Origin of the sequence: Cryobacterium tagatosivorans, assembly GCF_004402215.1 — a bacterium.
Lineage (GTDB): Bacteria > Actinomycetota > Actinomycetes > Actinomycetales > Microbacteriaceae > Cryobacterium > Cryobacterium tagatosivorans.
On sequence record NZ_SOEZ01000069.1, the window covers coordinates 1 to 19,737 of the forward strand.

Annotated in this window: 20 protein-coding genes and 1 pseudogene; 7 read left to right on the top strand and 14 right to left on the bottom strand. The window is 64.8% G+C overall.

All coding sequences use genetic code 11. The features are described 5' to 3' along the window. Window positions 1-727 precede the first annotated feature (727 nt). Together E3O23_RS13925 and E3O23_RS18185 are read left to right on the top strand one after the other, a co-directional pair. Window positions 728-901, top strand: coding sequence for a CsbD family protein (locus tag E3O23_RS13925; RefSeq protein ID WP_134491963.1), 174 nt, complete (start codon window positions 728-730; stop codon window positions 899-901). Between the two features lie 57 nt (window positions 902-958). Continuing rightward, a complete protein-coding gene (locus E3O23_RS18185) occupies window positions 959-1,123 on the top strand; it encodes a DUF2207 domain-containing protein (RefSeq protein WP_166790493.1) in 165 nt (54 codons plus the stop codon). Between the two features lie 193 nt (window positions 1,124-1,316). On the opposite strand, the gene E3O23_RS13930 is transcribed toward E3O23_RS18185, so the two are convergent. Then, window positions 1,317-1,850: a transposase gene (locus E3O23_RS13930; protein ID WP_166790514.1), complete on the bottom strand. Its 534-nt coding sequence runs from the start codon at window positions 1,848-1,850 to the stop codon at window positions 1,317-1,319. Between the two features lie 131 nt (window positions 1,851-1,981). Between E3O23_RS13930 and E3O23_RS13935 the strand changes: the two genes are divergently transcribed. From E3O23_RS13935 to E3O23_RS13945, 3 genes are all read left to right on the top strand, one after another. Next, window positions 1,982-2,266, top strand: coding sequence for a hypothetical protein (locus E3O23_RS13935; RefSeq protein ID WP_134491967.1), 285 nt, complete (start codon window positions 1,982-1,984; stop codon window positions 2,264-2,266). Window positions 2,267-2,543: 277 nt separating this feature from the next. Beyond that, a complete protein-coding gene (locus tag E3O23_RS13940) occupies window positions 2,544-2,894 on the top strand; it encodes a hypothetical protein (RefSeq protein ID WP_134491969.1) in 351 nt (116 codons plus the stop codon). A 208-nt stretch (window positions 2,895-3,102) separates the two neighbouring features. Then, a complete protein-coding gene (locus tag E3O23_RS13945) occupies window positions 3,103-3,423 on the top strand; it encodes a hypothetical protein (protein WP_134491971.1) in 321 nt (106 codons plus the stop codon). 130 nt (window positions 3,424-3,553) lie between these two features. On the opposite strand, the gene E3O23_RS13950 is transcribed toward E3O23_RS13945, so the two are convergent. Both E3O23_RS13950 and E3O23_RS13955 read right to left on the bottom strand, forming a co-directional pair. Then, complete coding sequence (locus tag E3O23_RS13950; RefSeq protein ID WP_134491973.1) at window positions 3,554-3,739, bottom strand: hypothetical protein; 186 nt, start codon at window positions 3,737-3,739, stop codon at window positions 3,554-3,556. Window positions 3,740-4,506: 767 nt separating this feature from the next. Continuing rightward, window positions 4,507-5,457, bottom strand: coding sequence for a sigma-70 family RNA polymerase sigma factor (locus E3O23_RS13955; RefSeq protein ID WP_134491975.1), 951 nt, complete (start codon window positions 5,455-5,457; stop codon window positions 4,507-4,509). A gap of 506 nt (window positions 5,458-5,963) precedes the next feature. Here E3O23_RS13955 and E3O23_RS13960 point away from each other — a divergent pair. Next, window positions 5,964-6,653, top strand: a complete 690-nt coding sequence (locus E3O23_RS13960) for a response regulator (protein ID WP_134491977.1) — start codon at window positions 5,964-5,966, stop codon at window positions 6,651-6,653. Here the strand turns inward: E3O23_RS13960 and E3O23_RS13965 are convergent. The 11 genes and pseudogenes from E3O23_RS13965 to E3O23_RS14015 form a co-directional block, all read right to left on the bottom strand. Further along, on the bottom strand, window positions 6,650-8,305 hold the full coding sequence (locus tag E3O23_RS13965) for a GAF domain-containing sensor histidine kinase (RefSeq protein WP_241983487.1): 1,656 nt from the start codon (window positions 8,303-8,305) through the stop codon (window positions 6,650-6,652). The genes E3O23_RS13960 and E3O23_RS13965 overlap by 4 nt on opposite strands. A gap of 1,013 nt (window positions 8,306-9,318) precedes the next feature. Next, complete coding sequence (locus E3O23_RS13970) at window positions 9,319-9,540, bottom strand: hypothetical protein (RefSeq protein WP_134491979.1); 222 nt, start codon at window positions 9,538-9,540, stop codon at window positions 9,319-9,321. A gap of 60 nt (window positions 9,541-9,600) precedes the next feature. After that, window positions 9,601-9,909 carry a DUF7882 family protein gene (locus E3O23_RS18915; RefSeq protein WP_134491981.1) on the bottom strand — a complete coding sequence of 103 codons (309 nt, stop codon included), beginning with the start codon at window positions 9,907-9,909 and terminating at the stop codon, window positions 9,601-9,603. 494 nt (window positions 9,910-10,403) lie between these two features. After that, the gene (locus E3O23_RS13980) at window positions 10,404-10,736 is read right to left on the bottom strand and encodes a metal-sensitive transcriptional regulator (protein WP_134492070.1); all 333 of its coding nucleotides are present in this window, start codon (window positions 10,734-10,736) and stop codon (window positions 10,404-10,406) included. Between the two features lie 102 nt (window positions 10,737-10,838). Further along, on the bottom strand, window positions 10,839-11,780 hold the full coding sequence (locus E3O23_RS13985; protein ID WP_134491982.1) for a F510_1955 family glycosylhydrolase: 942 nt from the start codon (window positions 11,778-11,780) through the stop codon (window positions 10,839-10,841). Window positions 11,781-11,979: 199 nt separating this feature from the next. After that, window positions 11,980-12,159: pseudogene (locus E3O23_RS18590) on the bottom strand (signal peptidase II); the annotation flags it as partial. 373 nt (window positions 12,160-12,532) lie between these two features. After that, the gene (locus E3O23_RS13995; protein ID WP_134491986.1) at window positions 12,533-13,510 is read right to left on the bottom strand and encodes an NAD(P)-dependent alcohol dehydrogenase; all 978 of its coding nucleotides are present in this window, start codon (window positions 13,508-13,510) and stop codon (window positions 12,533-12,535) included. Between the two features lie 59 nt (window positions 13,511-13,569). Then, on the bottom strand, window positions 13,570-14,328 hold the full coding sequence (locus E3O23_RS14000; protein WP_134491988.1) for a DUF2306 domain-containing protein: 759 nt from the start codon (window positions 14,326-14,328) through the stop codon (window positions 13,570-13,572). Next, window positions 14,325-14,576: a hypothetical protein gene (locus E3O23_RS14005; RefSeq protein ID WP_198415190.1), complete on the bottom strand. Its 252-nt coding sequence runs from the start codon at window positions 14,574-14,576 to the stop codon at window positions 14,325-14,327. The genes E3O23_RS14000 and E3O23_RS14005 overlap by 4 nt, the downstream gene beginning before the upstream one ends. 40 nt (window positions 14,577-14,616) lie before the next feature. After that, window positions 14,617-15,309: a hypothetical protein gene (locus E3O23_RS14010; RefSeq protein WP_134491990.1), complete on the bottom strand. Its 693-nt coding sequence runs from the start codon at window positions 15,307-15,309 to the stop codon at window positions 14,617-14,619. A 141-nt stretch (window positions 15,310-15,450) separates the two neighbouring features. Continuing rightward, complete coding sequence (locus E3O23_RS14015; RefSeq protein WP_134491992.1) at window positions 15,451-18,156, bottom strand: winged helix-turn-helix domain-containing protein; 2,706 nt, start codon at window positions 18,154-18,156, stop codon at window positions 15,451-15,453. Window positions 18,157-18,320: 164 nt separating this feature from the next. Here E3O23_RS14015 and alr point away from each other — a divergent pair, with 164 nt between their 5' ends. Next, on the top strand, window positions 18,321-19,589 hold the full coding sequence (gene alr / locus E3O23_RS14020; protein WP_134491994.1) for an alanine racemase: 1,269 nt from the start codon (window positions 18,321-18,323) through the stop codon (window positions 19,587-19,589). Window positions 19,590-19,737 lie beyond the last annotated feature (148 nt).

A 19,737-nucleotide genomic window follows, 5' to 3' on the forward strand; every position in this document is an offset into this window, starting at 1 on the left:
CCTCGCCACCCGCTACGACAAACTTGCCCTGACCTACCGCGGAGGAGTCGTCCTCCGCGCCATCACCATCTGGTTACACGAATTAGGAGACACGCCCTAACCCACTCGGGCCCGCCGTATCTGAAGCTCGGCCGGCACGTGCGCTACGACGTTCACGACGCGCTCGAATGGGTCCAGGAGCACCGGCATGGCTAGGCCACAGATCCCAGCCGGTGAGCTGGGCAAGATTGACGTGAAACTCCTCCCGAGTGGCCGGTACCGGGCCCGCGCGACCAGCCGTGACGACAGTGGTGCCCTGCATCGCCTGGCAGCGACGGCCGACACCAAGGAAGGAGCGCACGCCGGAGTTCGCCGGCAGGCGATGGCGATGACCACCGGCGGTGACCATCCAGCACTCGATCAAGCTGCCGAATGGCGGAATGGCGCATCGTATCCCGTGTCCCGTGGCCGGGAGCTCGAACATGGCCGGTCCTGCGGGCGCACCCGGTTGCTCCGCAGGGGAAGTCCCTGGACCAAGCACGAGTCCGTCCAGTGCGGGCCGTGTCCGGCCCATCCGTGAACACGTTCGCCGGCTTCCCGAAGGAAATCTGGCGTCAGCTCCGGTCTAACAACCCCCAGGAACCCCTCACGCGAGGGTATCGTGGCAGGAAATGGGCTCGTCCAGAACGCTGTATATCCGATCAGCCGGCGCGGCGTCACTATCTTCGACTGATGAGAGGTGGAAACTATGAGTGAGGCTGACAAGATCAAGAACGCGGCTCAAAAGGCCGTGGGAAGGCTCAAGGAGAGCGCGGGCAAGATCGCGGGGGACAAGTCGCTCGAGGCTGAAGGCAAGACCGACCAAGCCAAGGCGAGTCTGAAGCAGGCTGGCGAACATGTGAAAGACGTGTGCAAGAAATAGCGAACGCACCCGGTACTCGATTGCCCGGACCTTCCGGGAACAATGGAAAGGAACACCATGAACATGCTGCTCATCGTCGTGGCCATCATCGCGATCGTCCTCTTGCTGACGGGCGGTTTTGTGCAGTCCCTGAACTTCCTATTGTGGGTGGGTGTGATCCTGCTGGTGATAGCGGTGATTGCGTTCTTGGTGCGCTCGATGTCTGGTCGTCGAGGCGCGTAACAGGCGCGTGAACCCAGCCGAAGCCACGATGCAGTTGTGAGGCCTTGAGGTCGATGTAGTCGGACATTGGCGCGGCAGCTGCCGCGGCATGCTGGTGGATTATCTGGTTGCTGTAACCGAGGGAGTCTGCCAATGCGGTGGGATTGAGCTGTCTCGGGTCACGTCCCGGCTGAGTGGATGCTCCTATTTAATGTCAAGCAACTTCTTGTGCCGGATGAGGTTGTCGGGTTTTGTCGTCGAGCCATGCGCCGTAGGCGGTTTCCGAGTTGGTGTCAGCGCGTTGTCCTATCTCGAGTCGGCGTAGGCGCTGGTAGGGGACCTCGAGCTGTTTGGTCGCCTCGGTTAGGACGATGCCGAGGGTTTGGCGGCGTTGCCGGATCCGGGGTCCGATGGGCAGCGCGACCGCAGGGTTTTGGGTGAGTAACACGAAGATTTCGTTGGCGACGTGGCGTTTGAGGCAGCGGACGATGCCGCGGTCGGAGAGACCTTCGGCGGTGCGTCGGGCGATGTAGGCCATGGTTCCGGGATCCTTGTGGCGTTTGCGCAGCAGCACGATGCGGTGCAAGGCTGCATTGGCTTGCCGGTCACCACCGCGCGCGAGGCGGAAGCGCTGCCGTGTTCCAGAGGATGCCGGTATGGGGGCAACACCACAGAGTGCCGCGAACTGAGATTTGGTGGCGATGCGATCTGGAATATCGCCGGCCGCGGCGAGCAGGTGCGCGGCCACAAAGGGGGCCGACACCGCTTGCGGCCATAAGGGCCGGGTTTTGACGGCTGGCCAGTAGGCCGAGTTGGTGGTCGATATGGGCAATATCTGCCGTCAGCGCCTGGTGGCGTTGCGCGAGCCCGGAGCAGGTTGTGATCGATTCAGCGCGAACCGAAGTCGAGCAAGGGCTCTACCAATCGAGATGGGAGCGGGCCACCCCCACGCAGTGGGCCTTCATGTCAGCGATGGCCATTGACAACGACGCCCCCTCTTCGATGGCCGAATTGGTGACCCGGTTGGGGAAGGAGCGCACCACGGATCTCTCCGTCAATCGCCGGGACCTGATTCGGAGCGGTCACATCTACACGCCCGAACGCGGTTTCGTCGCAGTCACCGTGCCCGGCATGGCCGATTTCATCGCCAGACAAGGCGAATAGGCCATCACGACAACTCGGCCTAGGTTGGCGCCCTGTGTGCGATGCGACCGTGCAGCCGCGGCGACGTTCGGGCCGACATCGTCCAGTGGCTCGACACCTAGTACTACATGTCGCAACCTCGGGACCTTTGGCCCTGTGAGCTGAGAAGTCCGTGTATCACACTGATTCCACGAGGCTGAACTCACCGCTTCACGGCCACTCAGGTCATTCAACACGGGCGCTTGCGGGCACTGCAACTAGTTTCGGTCCGCAGCCAGACAAGAGAAGAGAATTCGCGATGAGAACCGATGAGCGCGAAGTGAGGACGCCAGACGATGTGCAGCTCACCCAGATCTCCGACGGCGAATGGAGAGTGAGCGACGGACGGGTGCCCTGGGACAGTCCTTTCTCACTCATCGGTTTCATCAGTCTGAACGCAGACCAGTACGAGGTGCTGGAGTTCGGTGATCCCATGCGAACCTTCTTCGTCGGCTCCGTGGCAGAAGCAGAATCCGTATTCGCCCCGCCAGCTGGTGATTTCGTAAAACGTCAGCCGACACGAGAACCGCGATCCCTCGACGAACGCCTCGAACGCGTGCTGCCACTGTGGGCGCGTGGGCAACTCGGCCTCTTGCACAGCCGGGGCTGACGCAGGGGCCTCAGCGAACTGTTGGCAACATCGCAAGACTTGGGCGGTTTCCCCTGAGTGTCAGCCTGTGGTGAGACAGTTCATCGTTTCATTGCAGGCTGGCTCAGGTTTGGGAAAGGGACGTCCGGATGGACATTTCAGAGTTCCCAAAATGACTCACGACGAGGCACCGTTTCACGTCGAATGAGCGCATCGCGATTCTGGCCGAGTGGGAGAAGTACGCCGCGACCGGCGCGGAGATCGGCGCGAAATCTGCGTTCTGTCGTCGCGCCGGATTCTCTCCTGGAACGTTGTCGAATTTGTTTGCGTGAAACGAAACGGGCTGCTGGTCGAGACCGATCGACGGCAATATAGGTATGTGTTGACGAAACAGGAACGGATCGAATTTCTGCGGTTGCAGGAGGAGAACGCGATTCTCGGCATACCCATGCAGGTCAAATCGCCGACCGTCTGGAACGCTACTCGCTGGACTGGGGTTTGCGGAACGCGGCCGGGGTCGCTTGCTGATCCGGCAGCGGCGGGGTCCTGATTTGTGAGCTCTTGGCCAGCGCGGACAAGAGCTCTGATGCTTTTCCCAGCACCTCAACCGCGCTCTCCGACTGCTCCAACTGAGCCTTGCCCAGCACAATCGGAAACCTGCCCGCAGGGGAGTGCGCTGATTAGTTCGAACGGGATTCCAGCGCAGTGACTCGTTGGAAACGCCGTCCAAGTTCTGCGTCGTAGGCTTCCTGACCGCCGGCCTTGACGATGAAGCCAGGGTGGTCGGAGTAGTGCTCCCAACGGTCAAGGTCAGCGCGTGCTGCCCCGAGTTCCTTCAGTGTCGGTGCGGAGGCATCAGACTGCATGGCTTGAGTATGGCGTGGTCAGGGCCAGAGAACTCGAGCCGAGGCCATGATCCCGGGGCATTGACCCAGGATCCACTGTCGCATTCATCAAGGAGGGTGATCGCGCCGTTGACGAAGGATGCGGGACATAGCGACCAGAAGCACGCATCTGCCGTCGTTCCGGCGTGGGGGGCTGAGTCGATTTTCTGTGCGAGAGCAACGTTCTCGATCGACGCCAGCCAGAGCGCTGTCGTGGGCATCCCGTAGGTCTCGGCGCAGCCATGAAAGCGAACTGACGAACAATGCGACCCTGCGGCAGAACACCATCGAGGCAGAACCGGTCCGAACGCAGAGCACCGTCAACCACTGATTGAAGGTGGCGTCTCGAATAGCAATGACAAGGGGCTGGTGGTGCGGGTAGGTTGACCTGTGGCACGACGTTGACCCCCGACTTCATCGTGTAGCCGCCGCTCTCGATGCCAGCCTTCACCGTGCGAATCCCAAATGCCCGGTTGAGGCGCCCAGGGGCACCCGAACTGGTTCGCGTCCCACTGTCGTGTGGTCACATCCTGAGCATTTCAACACGTAGCGAGGAAGTGTGTCTCTCTCGGCATGGGCTGGGTTTGGTGTTAGCCGCGCGTGTGAGCGGCAGTAGGGGCACGTGAGTCTCATTGAATATACTTCCCGCTCAGCGAGCATTCGAAGATGGGGCGAAGGGTCAGGGGTTTTCGGTGGAGCCGTGAAGATCGGGGAGGAGGGTTGCCTAGCGTGGCCGCTCCGCGCACGTCCTAATCGATTAAGTACGATCGCAAGCGCGGAACGGCCAGCAGCGCCAACGCGCGTTTCTCGATCTGTCGGACTCGTTCGCGGGTCACGCCCTCGACTACGGCCACCTGCTCCAGGGTCCGGGGTCCATCGCCGTTCAGGCCGAAGCGGGCGCGCAGGATCGACTGTTCCCGTTCCGGCAGCGCAGTGAGGTAGAAGGAAATATCCGTCGTTCGCAGGGCGAGCATCCCGTACTCGTCGGGTTGCATTGAGTCATCGTCTACGATCAACTCCGAAATGTCACCGGTCCCGTCGCCAACCGGCGCAGACAAAGAAATCGGTTCCTGATCGTACTTCAGCAGTCTCGACACGTCGTGGGGCAGAATATCGCTGGTCTCCGCGATCTCCTCGACGGTCGGCTCACGCTCAAGCGTGTTGGTGAGGTCCCGGCGGATCCGTTTAATCTTGTTGAGTTTCTCGGCCGTGTGCACCGGGACGCGAATCATTCTCACCTTGTCTGCCATGCCGCGGTGGATGGACTGGCGGATCCACCACGTCGCATAAGTCGAGAACTTGAAGCCAGCCATGTAGTTGAACTTCTCCACCGCACGCATCAGGCCGAGGTTGCCGTCCTGGACCAGATCCATGATGGGAGCGCCACGACCGGAATAGTGTTTGGCGATGCTGACCACGAGCCTCAGATTGGCCTCGATGAAACGCTTCTTCGCGCGCTGCCCATCATGGGCGAGCCACGCCAATTCGCGCTGGTGAGCCGTGTCGGACACGCTTTGGTTCAGTTTCTCGGCCGCGAACAGGCCCACCTCGATTCGCCGGGCGAGGTCGACCTCGTCCTCAGCGGTGAGCAGCGATTCCTTGCCGATCCTGCGCAGGTAGTCACCGAACGGATCCGTCGATCCTGAGTTATATCGGGCGCGTGAGGACGAAGTCGAGGATGCTTGCAGAGCCGCGCTCATGAGAGGGCCTTCCGCGCATCCCGAATCGAGGCGAGTAAGCCCCGCGATGAGACCGGAGACAGCCGGGCCTGTCCAGCGGTCCGGACCGAACCATAACGAAGCAGCGTATTCACAGTTGATTTCCCCCAGCTGATAGTCATTCAAGTGGTGCTACCGCGCGAGATGTGGCGCCAGGCTTCCGAGTCTCTGTTTCGTTCTTCACCCGATCACGCTGACATTTATCAAGATACGGACCCGATCCGTGTGAGCCGTAGAGCACTAAGTCCTCGGTTTCGCTCTCCTCGGGTGTGCTTGCCACGCCGGAAGCGACGTCTGTCTCTCCGGCGCCCCACAGCCCAGAAGGGAGGCCGGGGACTACACCCATCTCGAACACACTGGTCTTTATGCTCTAGTTCGGCTGCGTCCCGGCGCGCGACAATGGTCTGAACGGGCGAACCCGTTGCCGGGGCCAATCGCATTCGCTTCTGTGGGCAGCGACGTACTCGCGGACGTGGTGAAGGAGAAACATGGATGAGGCATCAACGTCATTGTCTGGTGAAGCGCGAAACCCTGGATCCCCGATCCGAGTGTTCATCCTTGACGACCATGAGCTGGTGAGGCGCGGGCTGAGGGAGCTACTGGCGGAGGAGGGCTTCGAGGTTGTCGGGGACACGGGCTCGGCACAAGAGGCAACCGAAAGGATTCTGGTTCTTCGTCCGGACGTGGCAATTCTGGATGGTCGGCTCCCGGACGGCACCGGTGTTGAGGTGTGCCGCAATGTGCGGTCAAGCGCATCAGCGGTCCAGTGCCTCATCCTGACGAGTTACGACGATGACCAGGCGCGGAGCGGTGCTGTCCTGGCCGGCGCCGCGGGCTACGTGCTCAAAGAGATTCACAGTGCCGACCTGCTCGACAAGATACGCCGGGCCGCGGCCCATGAGACTCTTTTCGACCCTGAGGTCAGGGCGCGGATCATTGAGAACCTCGCGGACCCGAATCTGCGGGATCCGCGGTCGGCGCCGCTGACCGATCAGGAACGGAGGGTACTCAGCCTGATCGGTGAGGGGCTCACGAACCGGGAGATCAGCAATGCGATGTTCCTGACCGAGAAAACGGTCAAGAACTATGTGTCGTCGATGCTGGCGAAGATGGGATTCCACCGCCGCACTCAGGCGGCGGTCTTCGTCGCGAGCGGCGGGGACAAGCCGCGACGCTAAACCCTGCGGATTGGCGCGGACCACACGAGGCGGGTTCCTTCGCCCGGGACGCTCGACACGGCCATACGCCCGCCGCAGGCTTTTGCTCGATGTTTGAGGTTGTCGAGGCCGCTGCGCTTGACTGTTCCCGAGAAGCCGTGTCCGTTGTCGGAGATGAGGAGCTTCACCCGGCCTTGCCCGACCTTCACGGAAACGTCGATCGAGGTTGCCCCGGAGTGGCGCGCGGCATTGCTGAGTCCTTCGGAAATGACGGCCAGCAGGTTCTCCGACAGGAGGACTCCGATATCCTCGCTGAGAGGTCCTGAGAGAAGCACGCGCGGAGAGAAAGGAAGCCAGTCCGTCTTGTCCTTGATGGCACTCAGGATTCGGCTATTCAAGGTCTCTGTTGTGGGGGAGATTCCGCTGAGTGAGTGAATGGTGCGTCTCACTTCGCGAATGGTTCCATCCAATTCTTCTGTGACCGTCTCGATTCGCTCGAGGGCTCTGACGTCGCTTGTGAAATGACGGATGCCCTGCAGGCTCAGACCGGCCGCAAAGATCCGCTGAATAACGACGTCGTGCAGGTCGCGGGCGATCCGGTCACGGTCGCCGAAAACGGCCTGCTGCTCTCTCGCCCGGTTGATCTGGGTCAGTTCGAGCGCCATCGCCACATGCGCGCCGAACACGGCGCCCATCTCGACGTCGGTCGGACCGAATCCTGAGGATCCGGCGCGCCGGGAGAGCACCAACACCCCACCTCGTCCGCCGCGACGGTGGACCGCCGCCATCAGCGTTGGGCCCATCGCCGGCCCCTCGTCGCCGGCACCGACGCCCATCCGACTGAAAACGAGTGGAGACTCCCGCAACGCCATCGCTGCCCCCCGGATTTCCAGTTCGGCCAGAGCGGAGGCACGGATAGCCGCCACGCGGCCAACGAGAGCCGCCGCGCCTGGCCCCGCAGCCGCTACGCACGACATCTGGCTGTTCTCCTCCGTCGGGAAACCCAGGAAAGCGAAGTCCGCCCCGGTTTCGAGCATGGCCCGCCGGGCTACGAGATCGAGGCCCTCCTGGTTTTCGTTATCGACAGAGTCCAGGATCCCTCTGGCCACGTCCACGCCGGCCTCGAGTTGCTTCCTGCGCAGTTCGGACTTCTCGAAAAGACGCGCGTTCTCGATGGCGACGCCCGCCGCTGCGGCCAGCGCGACCACCAGTTCCTCGTCCTCCGAAGTGAAATCGCCCCCGCCACGCTTTGCGGTGAGGTACAAATTCCCGAACACAACATCCCGAACGCGGACGGGAACACCCAGAAACGACACCATCGGTGGGTGGTTCGGCGGAAACCCCGCTGCCGCGGGATGCTTACCCAAGTCGTGCAAGCGGAGCGGTCGTGGCTCGCGGATGAGTAAGCCCAGAACCCCGTGCCCGGTCGGAAGCGGCCCAACGAGCTTCGTCGTTTCAGCGTCGAAACCGACCGTGATGAACTGGTCCAGGGAACCGTCATCGCCAATCACACCCAGCGCCCCAAACTCTGCATCCACGAGCTGGCAGGCCATCCTGACCAAACGTTCCAGCACGACCTCCAGGCTCAGGCCCTCGGCAACGATGGACAGAGCTCCAACTAGACCGCGCATGCGGTCAACGACCGCTGCGAGCTCCTCAGCAGGAGTCGCCACCCCAGGCAGGAGACCCTCACTCCCCAGGACACGCGTACCCGGCACAGTCTGATCGTGATGCCGATCCATCATGCTCTGGCTCCGCATGCTCGTTATCGCTTCGACCAGCGCTTATGCACGGCGGCCACGGTCTGGCTTGCTCTCCCCGCAACCCTCTCATGTGCGAGCCAGAACCTTGCGGCACTTTTGGGTGATTTGACACACACCATCTGAAACATTCCACATCAGCGCCTGACTCTCGCCTCCGTCAAGTTGTCCCCGAGACGAACGCAACTCGGAAACATTCGGCGTGACGGTAAATCCACAGCCCGATCAGCCCGGTACGTCCTGTCCCTGGCTGGCATTACCAGTCGAGAAACGCACATCCGGATGACACCAAGAGGGACTACCCCAAGTTCAATGGCCTCAACGGGTGAGTAGTTCCAAGCCGCTCTTGAAGGCCACGTTTCTTGTCTCAAACTCAATCGGCGCGAGCTTGCCGATCGGCGCTACCAGCGCTTCCGCTGGCCTGTCCGCTCGATCGTATAAAGGAGCTCGGACCGGCGCGCTCCTGCTTCGTACGGAGCCCCCAAGCGTCAACACGTTAATCTCACGCCGCCCCGGAGCTGAGTGAATTGAGAAGTTGGCGTCAACGCCGTGGACAAAATCTAAGTCGGGAAGACTGACGCAAACGATGCGACCGCGGACTCGAAACGATCAAACATGAGATGCCGTCGTGGCGCCTCCATGTTCATGACTTCAAAAACAGGACCACGTTTCTCAATGTAACCGAGCACCTTCTCGGGCGACCTTTCATTCCGCCGGCGATCGCCCACACGCCACTCATGATCGGACAGATTGCGGACCTCGAGATCTGCCGCTGCGCACGGTTCATGACACTGATTCGACACTGAATCTCCTTCGTGGTGAGCAATACGGACCGGCGCTGCCTCGACCGGCTCCGATGCCGCTCCCGGCTCCACCTAACATATCCCTCAATCATCACGGCACCCCAGTTGCCGTGAATACAGCGGCTATCCGCTGTCGTCCTGGAAGCTACTGAGCATCGGAGGCCCATCGGCCTGCTTGATGTTCTGATTGACGTGGAACAGGTATCCAGAGGCCATCACGACGGCGAGGCGCGCGCAGTTGGCGCCGTGCTTGCCGGTGATCCGACCCAGCACGTCGGCGTCCATGAAGTTGATGCACCCGCCGGGTTCCGAGAAGGGGCGCAGTGCGGCCTGACGCGAAGCCAAAGCCCACACCACCCACCCACAGCGCCTTTGAAAAGGGCTCGGCAGGTCAGGCAGCCCGGCTCATCCTAGAGTCCGGACATCACTCTCACCGATGGCCAGCAAACCTTGCGAACCGTTCGCTGTCCGAGTCAGTGCAGCCACCCACTGGACATTGATCTCCGGCGACCTGCTACCGGAGAACCGGAAATACAACGGGATCGCCTCATGCAACCAAATCGCAGATCGACCATCCCCAGCCTCCGGCGCGTTCCGCCAGGAAAAAACGAAACTCTCCCCACGCCGCAACTTCTGCACAATCACGATTTGCAGATGCGCCAACATCCGGTCATCGAACTCGATCGTAAACTTGTCGTACGTCAAAGAGCCCACCAGGCAGCGTCTCCCTCATGAAACAATAGGCGGCGCTGAAAATCTCCCCCAGAGCAGCAAAACAAACCTTTAGTCTACCCCCGTACCCAAACGACCCACCGACGCTTCAGCCGGCAGCCACCGACTCGTGGGGGAGACCACACCGGCGACGACGTAGAACCGGGCCTCATGGTGATTGGCCAGGCCATCACCCGAACGCCGCGGCCACACCCGCTCGCCCGGCGCGCTGACATCAAACAGAGGCCGGCTCGACACGTGAGCCCTCCTCGGACGATCCCTCGGGAACGGGTACCTGCGCCGCCGCAGCCGCTGAAATGACGAGCGTGTATGTGATGACGGTGTCCTGATGACCGGTGGAGTCCAATGCCTCTCGGAGGAGACGACCCGCCTCTTCCCAGCTGGGGCAATCGTCGATATGCAGAATCTCCGCTTTCATGCGCGCCTCCCGTTCACTTCGCATCCTTGTCTGCGCGTTCACACTCAGAACGGTGCGACTAGGACCGCACCAGCCGCGCGACAGCGGCCGAGGCCTCGCGCATCTTCAAGTCCGCCTCGTAACCGCCGGCCGCGGCCGCATTCACGACGCAGTGGTTCAGGTGCTCGTCGAGCACCCCCAGAGCCACCGACTGGAGGGCACTGGTCATCGCGGAGATCTGGGTCAGGATGTCGATGCAGTACTTCTCATCAGACACCATGCCCTGCAGACCCCGGGCCTGCCCCTCGATGCGGCGCAGGCGCTTGAGGTAATCATCCTTATTCGAGATGTACCCGTGCGGGCCGACATGCGTCTTCCTGGGTTCGAAGCGTTGTGGTGATGATGGTGGCATCATCGTGCCCGGTGGCTGCCAGGGCGGTACGCAAGCGGAGGGAGGCTTCCTCCCAGTTCGCGCAGTCCTCGATATGCAGGATCTCCACCCTCATCCGGGTCATCAGTTCAGCACCAGGTCGCGCCACGTCTTGCCGAGGTCATGGCTGGCCATGATCCCTCGACCGTTGGCCACAAGGAGTCGAGACGTTGGCGTTGCGGCGTAAGTGAGAGCTTCGGTCTCCCCCTCAATGGTGCCGGTGGATGTCCACGGCTCGGTACCCGATTGGACCCAAACGGTTCCGTCGACAGTTACTCCGATCAGCCCGCCGGCCGTGTGGTCGAGCGAATCCAGCAGGTACAGGGGCGGCGCGCCCGGGACAAGGGTGAATGTGTGAGCGCTGTCGGTGCTGACCGCCAATCCGTCGGCGGTGGTGGCGTAGACGGTGCTCGGCGTCGTCGGGTCGGCGCTCAGATCTCGCAGGGCGAGGCTGGCACCGGCGGCCCATGTGCTTCCGCCGTCCTGGCTGATCGAGACGGTGCCGGCTGACTCGTCGTACCCATAGATGCGGGTTGTGTTGCCGTCCTGGGTCAGGGCAAGGTCGTGGAAGTCGGTTTGCCCGCGCAAAGAGATCGTTTCCCAGGTGGCGGCGTTGTCGGTGCTGGTGATCAGTCCGAGATTTGGTGGGCTCAAAGCCGGTTCTTCGGCCGGGTCCGGATGCCCGGACCCGAACATCGTGTCCCCGCTCATCGTGAAACCCATCGTGTCCTGTGCTCGCCCGGCGATGGGACCCTCGAGGTCGCTGGCGCGCACCGTGTCGGCATCCAGGGCTGGGAGTTCGAAGACCCCCGCATGGGTTGCGGCGAATGCGGCGCCGGTGGCCGGGTTGATGCCAATCCCGTGGACGTGGCCGAACGCATGAGCGCTGCCGGCCGCAGGTTCCTGCCCGCCATCAGTCGGGACAGAGCATCCAGTGATTGTGGTCGCCACCGCAACTGACGTAAACACAGCCGCCCAGGACCTCGGTGTGTTGCGTGTGATTTTTTCGTTGCTGGCGGTGACCATTGTGTTCCTTGTCGGCGTAGAGCGGTGAGGGGCCCAGCTGATACTTAGCAGGAAGTGTCCGCGTCGAGCGCCCGTTCGCCTGTCAGAGCGCTGACCGGCACGGCGCAGATGTCGCCCTTCCATGATTCCATGCCCGCCTTGATGGCGAACCCGGTAATCACGAAGCGGCAATCGTGATCGGGTCGGCTCCCGCCGCCGGTCAGTCGCCGTTCCGGGACCGCGGGGAGAGGATGGTTCCGAGGATGCGGACCGCGACTCCGGTGGTGACGAAAACATCGGCGAGGTTGAAGGTGGCAAACCATCCGGTGTGCATGTAGTCCACCACGCCGTGCCCGTCGATCCGGTCGATGAAGTTACCGGCGGCTCCGCCGAGCAGCAGCTTCGGTCTATGAGCGTCTATCACTCCGTGTACGGCACGCTCGAAGATGTGACCAGAAACGCACCGAAAACCCGTTGGCGTGACCAGAATCGGCCCGTAGTCGTCCGTGCCAGCGCGTAGACTGTCTCCATGAAAACCGCGGAAATCCGCGGAATTCCGCCCCAGTTGCGGGTGGGCAGTACCGCCGAGACGACTATCAGTTGTTCTTGGTTCGAGTCCAGGTACCCCAGCAAGTTGGCTCCCGCGAGGGGGCCATTCGTGTTAAAGGAGTTCAGCTCCTGGCCTCAAGCAACACCCCCCACTTTCCTTCGAGATCGTGGGGGGCGAAGCGCACGGCCGACGGCCGCGCTCATTAGGACCGCGGCTGGGCCGCTCAGCCGTTCGCGATGCGCAGGACGACGCTCCCCTTCTTGCGCCCCGTGTCGACGAAGCGGTGGGCCTCCACGATGTCGGCCAGGTCGTAGGTCCGGTCGATGACCGCCTGGAGCCGACCAGCCTCGGCGAGCCCGACCAGGAAGGCCAGCGCCTCGGCCGTGTACGCGACGTTGCCCGCCGTGACCAGCTTTCCGCTCCTCTTGCCGTGCCGGGAGGCCAGCAGGATTCCCTTCAGGTCGGAGATGACGAGCAACAGCGCTCCGCCGGGGTTGATGCACGCCGCAGCCCGCTCGAACGGAGCAGTGCCAACGCAATCCATGATGGCGTCGTAGGACCGCCCCTCGGTGAGGAAGTCCTCCGTGGTGTAGTCGATCACCCGGTCTGCGCCGAGCGCGGTGACCAGGTCCCGGTTGGCGCCGCTGCACACGCCAGTGACGTGCGCACCCAGCTCCCTGGCCAGTTGCACCGCCGCGGTTCCCACCGCGCCGGATGCGCCGTTGACGAGCACGGTGTCGCCCGGTCTGATGGCGGTCTGGCTGAGGAATCCATGCGCGGTGATTCCCCCGAACACGAGCGCCACGGCCTCCTCGAAACACATGTTCCGCGGCTTCGCCGTGATCGCGCCGCCCTGCGGAATGCAGACGTACTCGGCGTGGCCGCCGAAGGCGCTGCCGAGCATCGCGATCACCTCGTCGCCGGGGGCGAACAACGTGACGTTCGCGCCCACGGCCTCCACGACGCCGGCGACGTCCATGCCCAGGATCCGCTTGCGAGGGCGGAAAACCCCGAGCGAGAGTGCGGCCAGGAGGCCCAGCCCCGCCGGGACCGTGCGCCCCCGGGACCGATGGTCGGCAGCGCTCACAGTGCTCGCGCAAACCCTGACGAGCACCTCGTCCGGCCCCGGCGCGGGCTTGGGCAGCTCTTCAATGAGCACCACCTCCGGTGCGCCGAACCGGCGATAGACGGCGGCTTTCATTCGGACATCCTGAGCCTGGGTACGAGTTTCCGGCTGCATGTTCATGGTGACTCCTTTACTTAGGGTGTGGTTGTGAGTGGTGTGGTTGTTGATGGGCTGAGCGCGCGGCCTGTCCCGGCCGCCTCCGACCGGCCGGACGGGCGGCGTGCCGGCTTGGCGCGCCGACGGATGACGTACTCGGCTACCGCGAGATTGATCACCCAGGCGGCCCCCATGAACACGGCTCGGGAGAGCTCGTCGGACGAGCCGAAGATGATCGATTGGGGGATGAGCACCAGGGCCTGGGTGCCGGCCCCCACTCCGATCGCGTAGCCGCGGGTCATCCACTCGCTGTGCCGGGCGAAGTCCCGGCGCACAATCCCGCGAATCCCCAGGCCGATGCTCGCCACCATGGCGGATCCGAAGATCACCCGAAGGACCACGAGGATCTCGCCGTCTCCGGGCGGGTGCGGGTAGAAGACCGCCATCCACATGCCGGAGAGCGCGGCGAGCAGGCCGGCGGGAATGAGGAGGCGTCCGGCGAGGCGGTGCCAGCCGGCCCTGCGGCGACGCAGGGCCGGGACGAATTGGAACGCCCCGAGCAGACTGTACACGGTCACGCTCACGATGTGCGTCACGACGGGCACGGGGGAGTCGAGGAACCGGGAGTTCTGCGGGGTGGCGACGGCCCCGCCGGTCAGCTCGGTGAGTCGCGCCGCCCCGGCGAGCACCGGGATGAGGGCGAGGAGGATCAAGCCGGTGGGCGCCAGCCACTGCCCTCGAGGACCCCTGCTTCGATTGCCGCGGGAAAGCCCGGCGGTCGAGCGGTCTTTCGTCATGGTTGTCTGCTCCTCAAGACGTTTACCGAAATCAATGTCACGCCCAGGTTGCCGACACGTCGCAGCAGCCCGTGCAGCGCGGCTTGGTCGATGACCGGGCCCGTGAGGGTGGTCGTCCCATCGCTCTCGTTGGCAAGGGTGAAGCCCTCGAACCAGTCGCTCCAACTGTCATCGAGCTGCCCCTGGAGGCGAATCTCGTACCGGCCCTGTCCGTCGTGCCCTCGTGGCATCGGGTGTCGTTCACTCATCGCGCTCCTCCTCTCGCGTCGCCAGGGACATCCGTCGTGGTCAGATCGCCGGCGTCCGGTCGAGGCGGGAGGACTGCTGGTCGGATGTCGCCTCTGCTGCGTTCTTGCGCTGGTCCGACCACAGGGAGTAGCCGAGCCAGATCAAGGCCAGGCCCATGGGGATGGCGGCCATCCGTTCGAGGGTGTGCGGAAGCAGCGCACCGGCAACGGGCGTCACCGCCGCGGCGGCGATGAGGAGGATGCCGGCTCTGCGGGACAGGACGCGGGCGCGGAGGATGGCGATACCGAACAGGATGGCGCCGACGACGTAGACCCCGGCTCCGACGAGGGGGAGCGCGGCGAGGGGGCCGAGGTCGGTCTCGGCCGGGTGCCGGCCGAACAGGCCGACGAAGTCCTCGGCGAGCTGCGGTGCGTCAACGGCAATCAACGGCGCGATGAACGCCTCGGCGAAGACGAAGGCCGACTGCAGGATGAAGAAGAGTCCGAACAGCGCGTAGCCGACCAGGCCGAGCAGCCCGAACTGTCGCACCTGGCGAAGGTAGATGCCCGTGATGCCGATCATGCCGAGCACAGCCATGCCGAAGCTGAGGCTGTGCACGCTCACCCAGGCCTGGGTCGTGAGGGAGCCGACCTCGTCGGCGGGATGGATGAACTGGATGACGATGTAGATCAGCCCTGAGAGAGCGGCGGCGATGGCGGCCGCTCGCGTGAGGGTGGAAGTCGTGATGCGCATTGTGGCTCCGATGTTCTGAGTTGCCCCAGGCGGATACCTGAGAACGACCCGAATCTACGGAGACATGTGGTGACGAGGCATCACCCTGTGTGGTGATCGATGTGGTGATTGTGCGCCCGGGAGCCTGAATCAAACGAGACGCTAGATCAAACCCAGCTCGGTGGCCCGGCCGACGGCCGCCGGGCGGCTGTTGACGTCGAGCTTGCCGAAGATGTGCCTGGTGTGGGTGCGCAGGGTGTTCAGCGACACGTACAGTTCCCGGGCGATTTGGGGGCCGCTGAGCTCGGTCGCCAGCAGCCGGAGCACGTGCAGTTCGCGTTCGCTCAGGGGGTCCGGGATGCCGCCGAGGCTGACCCCGTCGCCGGTGGTTTGCCGCATGGCCTGACGGAGCCGCCGAACATAGTCCGGGAGGATACCTGCGTCGGCGGTCGCACCGAGCAGCGCCGTCAGGGGCTCACCCTCGTCGGCGAAGATCCGCAGGTAGCCTTCCGGCTCGGCCAGGGCGAGCGCTCGCTGCAGCGGTTGGAGCGCCAGGGCAGTGCGACCCTGCGCCCCCAACGCCAGCGCCCGCAGGACGAGGATCTCGATCGCGCTTCCGGTGCGACCGCCTGCCTCCGCGGCCGCGAGAAGTCGGTCCAGCAGGCCGGCGGCCGCCTCGATTGCCCGGTCCCGCGGATCGGCCCTGTGCTGCGCGATCAGCAGCCTCGCCAGGGTGATGTGTTCGAACTCGCGCAGGTAGCTCAGGTCATCCGCGGCAGACAGGCCCCGCCCGCTGACCCAGGCCTCGGCGTCGGCGAGCCTCCCGTGCGCAATCCAGATCCGTGCCTTCATCGCGGAGATCGGGCGCACCTCGGGGAAGAACCCCCGCCGGTGCAGACCCACAGCCGTGGTGAGCAATTCGAGGGCGGCGTCGAGTTGTCCCTCGGCCTCCCGGAGACTCGCCATCGCAACGAACCATCGATGCCGATTCTCGTGCAACGAGGCGTGTTCGCCCAGGGCCTCGCTGGTCGCCAGGTGCTCCGCAGCGGCAGCCAGTTCGCCGCGCTCACGCAGCAACTCGCTGAGCCCGACGTGCAGGTCGGCCGTTGACTGCGGCGGAGGCTCGCCCTGCTCTGCCGCCTGCAGCAGAGCCTGCTCGTATGACCGCTGCGCTTCCCGCAACCGACCCAGCGGAATGAGCATGTCGGCCAGCACGATCGTGGTCCCCAGCGCATCCGCCACGTTGCCGGCCAGGAGCAGGCTGGTTCTGACCTCGCGGAAGGCCCTGACGCCGCCCTCGAGGTCGCCGGTCGCCCACGCTGCCAGCCCGAGGAAGCCGGCCGCCGCGCCTCGCCCGAGATGATCGGCGGGTTCTACGAGCTCCAGGGCGCGCTCGGCGTGTACCCGTATTTCGGCCACATTCCCGCGCGCCTGCGCAACGGCTGCCCGATACACGGCAATCATCACCGGGAGCATCCGCAGTTCCTCGCCGGCCGCCGAGTCGTGTGTGGGGGTGCCGTCATCGGCCGTGGTGGCCAGAGCCCTCTCGGCGACCCGCAATCGGGGTTCAACGGCCTCCACATCACCGGCGACGAGCGACGACCACGCGCAGTAGACGCCGAGCACGGGCCGGCGATCGATGACCTCATCCGGCAGGAGCGTCAACCAGCGCAGCAGCGTGGCATCCTGTCGGCTCTTGCGAACCACGGGAATGGCCGCCTCGATCACTCTCGCCGCCCGGCCGAAATCCGCGGCCGCCAAAGCATGCGTGACGGCGTCCTCGGGGAGGTCATTGCGTTCGTACCACTCGCTGGCGAGAACGTGGAGTTCCGAAACGCGATCGGGCCGGTCCCGCAGCAACCGCGCGCGAAGAACATCCGCGAACAGGTGGTGATAGCGATACCACCGGCGCCGATCATCCAGCGGCACGACGAACAAGTTGTCGCGCTCGAGCGATTCCAGCATCTCGCTGCTCCCGGCCTGCCCGGTGACGGCGTCACAGAGGGGCCCGCTGAGCCTGTTCAGGACCGACGTGTGCAGCAGGAATTCGCGAACCTCATCAGGCTGACGCTGCAGCACCTCTTCGGCCAGATAGTCGAGCACGAAGCGGTTGCTCCCGGTGAAGCCCTCGATGAAACCGGAGACATCGGAGCGGTCCCGCATTGACAGGGCCGCCAGCTGGAGGCCCGCGATCCAGCCCTCCGTGCGCGCGTCGAGAGCGGCGACGTCGGCGGCCGAGAGATCCAGGTCCACCATCTTGCCCAGGAAGACCGCGGCTTCGTCCGGCGTGAAGCGGAGATCGGCGGCCCGCAACTCGGTGAGCTCACCGCCGGCACGCAGGCGCGCAACGGGCAGAAGCGGATCGGAGCGGCTCGCGATGGCCAGGTGCAGGTTCGACGGGAGGTGATCGAGCAGGAAGACGACGGCGTCGCGGATCGATTCGTCCTCGATCAGCTGGAAGTCGTCGAGCACCAGGATGATCGCAGAGGAGCTCTGCGCGACGTCGTTGATCAGGGTCGTCAGCGCCGGGTCGAACGAGGTCCCCGGGAGGGCGAGCGCCTCTAAGCCGAGCGCGGGATCGGCCCGCTGCAGGGCGCTGACGAGGTAGGTGAGGAAGCGGGAAGGATCGTTGTCACCCTCGTCGAGCGACAGCCAGCCGACCCGCACCTGCGGGTCCCGTCGCCGGGCATCCGCAATCCACTCGCTGAGCAGCGTGGTCTTGCCGAAGCCGGCCGGGGCGGAGATGAGCGTGAGCTTTCGGCCGGAGTGGAGCCCCTCACGCAAACGCTCGACAAGGCGCGGTCGAGGAACTGCTCTGGGCCGAAGGACCGGGATGAAGAGCTTGGTGGCCAGAACCGGCATCGCCATGACCTCATCCTAGGGACTGACGGCCGGCTGGGCGGACTTATTCCCGCGCCGCCGCCGGCGTGGATCCAGGCGTTCCTACCTCACTCCCGCCGGCGGATTTCGCCCGGCAAGGATCGTGTCGCCTCCCACCCGGATGCCCCCGCCCGGCTGGGTAGCCTGAAACGGTGATCGCACCAGGCACCGCACCAGCCGCCGACCGCCTCCGTCCGCCCGAACGGGTGGCCGTGGTCGACCTCGACGCCATCCGGAGCAACGTCCGACGCTTCGTGCGGGTCGCCGCTCCGGCCCGGCTGATGGCCGTGGTCAAGGCGGATGCCTACGGGCACGGCGCCGTTCCCGTCGCCACGGCCGCGCTGGAGGCCGGGGCATCGTGGCTGGGGGTCGCCCACATCGAGGAGGCCCTGGCCTTGCGCGCCGCCGGGATCGACGCCCCGTTGCTGGCCTGGCTGCACACCCCGCAGAGCGACTTCGCCGGGGCGATCGCCGCCGGCATCGACCTCGGCAGCGCCGGCTGGGAACTCGGCCCGATCGCGGCAGTGGCGGTGGAGCAGGGGCAGGTCGCCCGCGTGCACCTGAAAATCGACACCGGCCTGGGCCGGAACGGCAGCCCGGCCGCCGACTGGGACGCCCTGCTCTCCGCGGCGATGGCGCACCAGGCCGCCGGGCGCATCCGGGTCGTGGGAGTCTTCTCGCACCTGGCCGTTGCGGATGAACCGGACCGTCCGGAGACCGACGAGCAGCTCGCGGCCTTCCGCGAGTTCGTCGCGCTGGCCGAACGGGCCGGGGCGGCGGTCGAGGTCCGCCACCTCGCGAACACCCCGGCGACGCTGACCCGCCCCGACACCCACTTCGACCTCGTGCGGGTGGGCCTCGGGCTGTATGGTTTGTCTCCGTTCGCCGGCACGGCGCCGTCGGCCCTGGGCCTGCGGCCGGCGATGACCCTCACCAGCCTGGTCGCCCAGTGCAAGGACGTCCCGGCCGGGCAGGGCGTGTCCTACGGGCTCAGCTATCGCACCATGGGCCCGAGCGCGCTGGGCCTCATCCCGCTCGGCTACGCGGACGGGATCCCGCGGATCGCGACGGGCGGCCCGGTGCGCGTGAACGGGGTGACCTACCCGGTCGTGGGGCGGATCGCGATGGACCAGATGGTCATCGACCTCGGCGAGGCCGGCCTCGTGGCGTCCGGACGATCGGCGACCGGCGCCGAGGCCGTGCTGTTCGGCCCTGGCGACGACGGCGAACCCTCCGTCGACGAGTGGGCCGCCGCGGCCGGGACGAACAACTACGAGATCGTCACCCGGGTCAGCCCGCGGGTGCAGCGCCGGTATCTGAATGCATTCCCGGGCGCGGGGGACATCCGGCGACAGATGACGCTCGAATCCTCGACAGCTGTCGAGGACGGGCCGACCGCTCGCGCGGCGCGACCCGCATAACGGGCAGGTAACGGGCGGATGCCGAGCGGATGCCGGGCGTTTGCCGGGCGGGCGGAGGAACCGAGGGCCTCTTCCGGGCTCCCGGGCCGGTAAAACGCTGACCTAGTCTCGTTACTTCAGAACCACCGTTGTACCGGCCCTCACACTC

Excerpts from the sequence above, each read along its gene's own strand:
- E3O23_RS14005 (WP_198415190.1), bottom strand. The coding sequence starts at position 14,576 with ATGAGTGAACGACACCCGATGCCACGAGGGCACGACGGACAGGGCCGG.
- E3O23_RS13960 (WP_134491977.1), top strand. The coding sequence starts at position 5,964 with ATGGATGAGGCATCAACGTCATTGTCTGGTGAAGCGCGAAACCCTGGA.
- E3O23_RS13980 (WP_134492070.1), bottom strand. The coding sequence starts at position 10,736 with ATGCCACCATCATCACCACAACGCTTCGAACCCAGGAAGACGCATGTC.
- E3O23_RS14010 (WP_134491990.1), bottom strand. The coding sequence starts at position 15,309 with ATGCGCATCACGACTTCCACCCTCACGCGAGCGGCCGCCATCGCCGCC.
- E3O23_RS14015 (WP_134491992.1), bottom strand. The coding sequence starts at position 18,156 with ATGGCGATGCCGGTTCTGGCCACCAAGCTCTTCATCCCGGTCCTTCGG.
- E3O23_RS13925 (WP_134491963.1), top strand. The coding sequence starts at position 728 with ATGAGTGAGGCTGACAAGATCAAGAACGCGGCTCAAAAGGCCGTGGGA.
- E3O23_RS18185 (WP_166790493.1), top strand. The coding sequence starts at position 959 with ATGAACATGCTGCTCATCGTCGTGGCCATCATCGCGATCGTCCTCTTG.
- E3O23_RS14000 (WP_134491988.1), bottom strand. The coding sequence starts at position 14,328 with ATGACGAAAGACCGCTCGACCGCCGGGCTTTCCCGCGGCAATCGAAGC.
- E3O23_RS13995 (WP_134491986.1), bottom strand. The coding sequence starts at position 13,510 with ATGAAAGCCGCCGTCTATCGCCGGTTCGGCGCACCGGAGGTGGTGCTC.
- E3O23_RS13940 (WP_134491969.1), top strand. The coding sequence starts at position 2,544 with ATGAGAACCGATGAGCGCGAAGTGAGGACGCCAGACGATGTGCAGCTC.
- E3O23_RS13955 (WP_134491975.1), bottom strand. The coding sequence starts at position 5,457 with ATGAGCGCGGCTCTGCAAGCATCCTCGACTTCGTCCTCACGCGCCCGA.
- E3O23_RS13950 (WP_134491973.1), bottom strand. The coding sequence starts at position 3,739 with ATGCAGTCTGATGCCTCCGCACCGACACTGAAGGAACTCGGGGCAGCA.
- E3O23_RS13985 (WP_134491982.1), bottom strand. The coding sequence starts at position 11,780 with ATGGTCACCGCCAGCAACGAAAAAATCACACGCAACACACCGAGGTCC.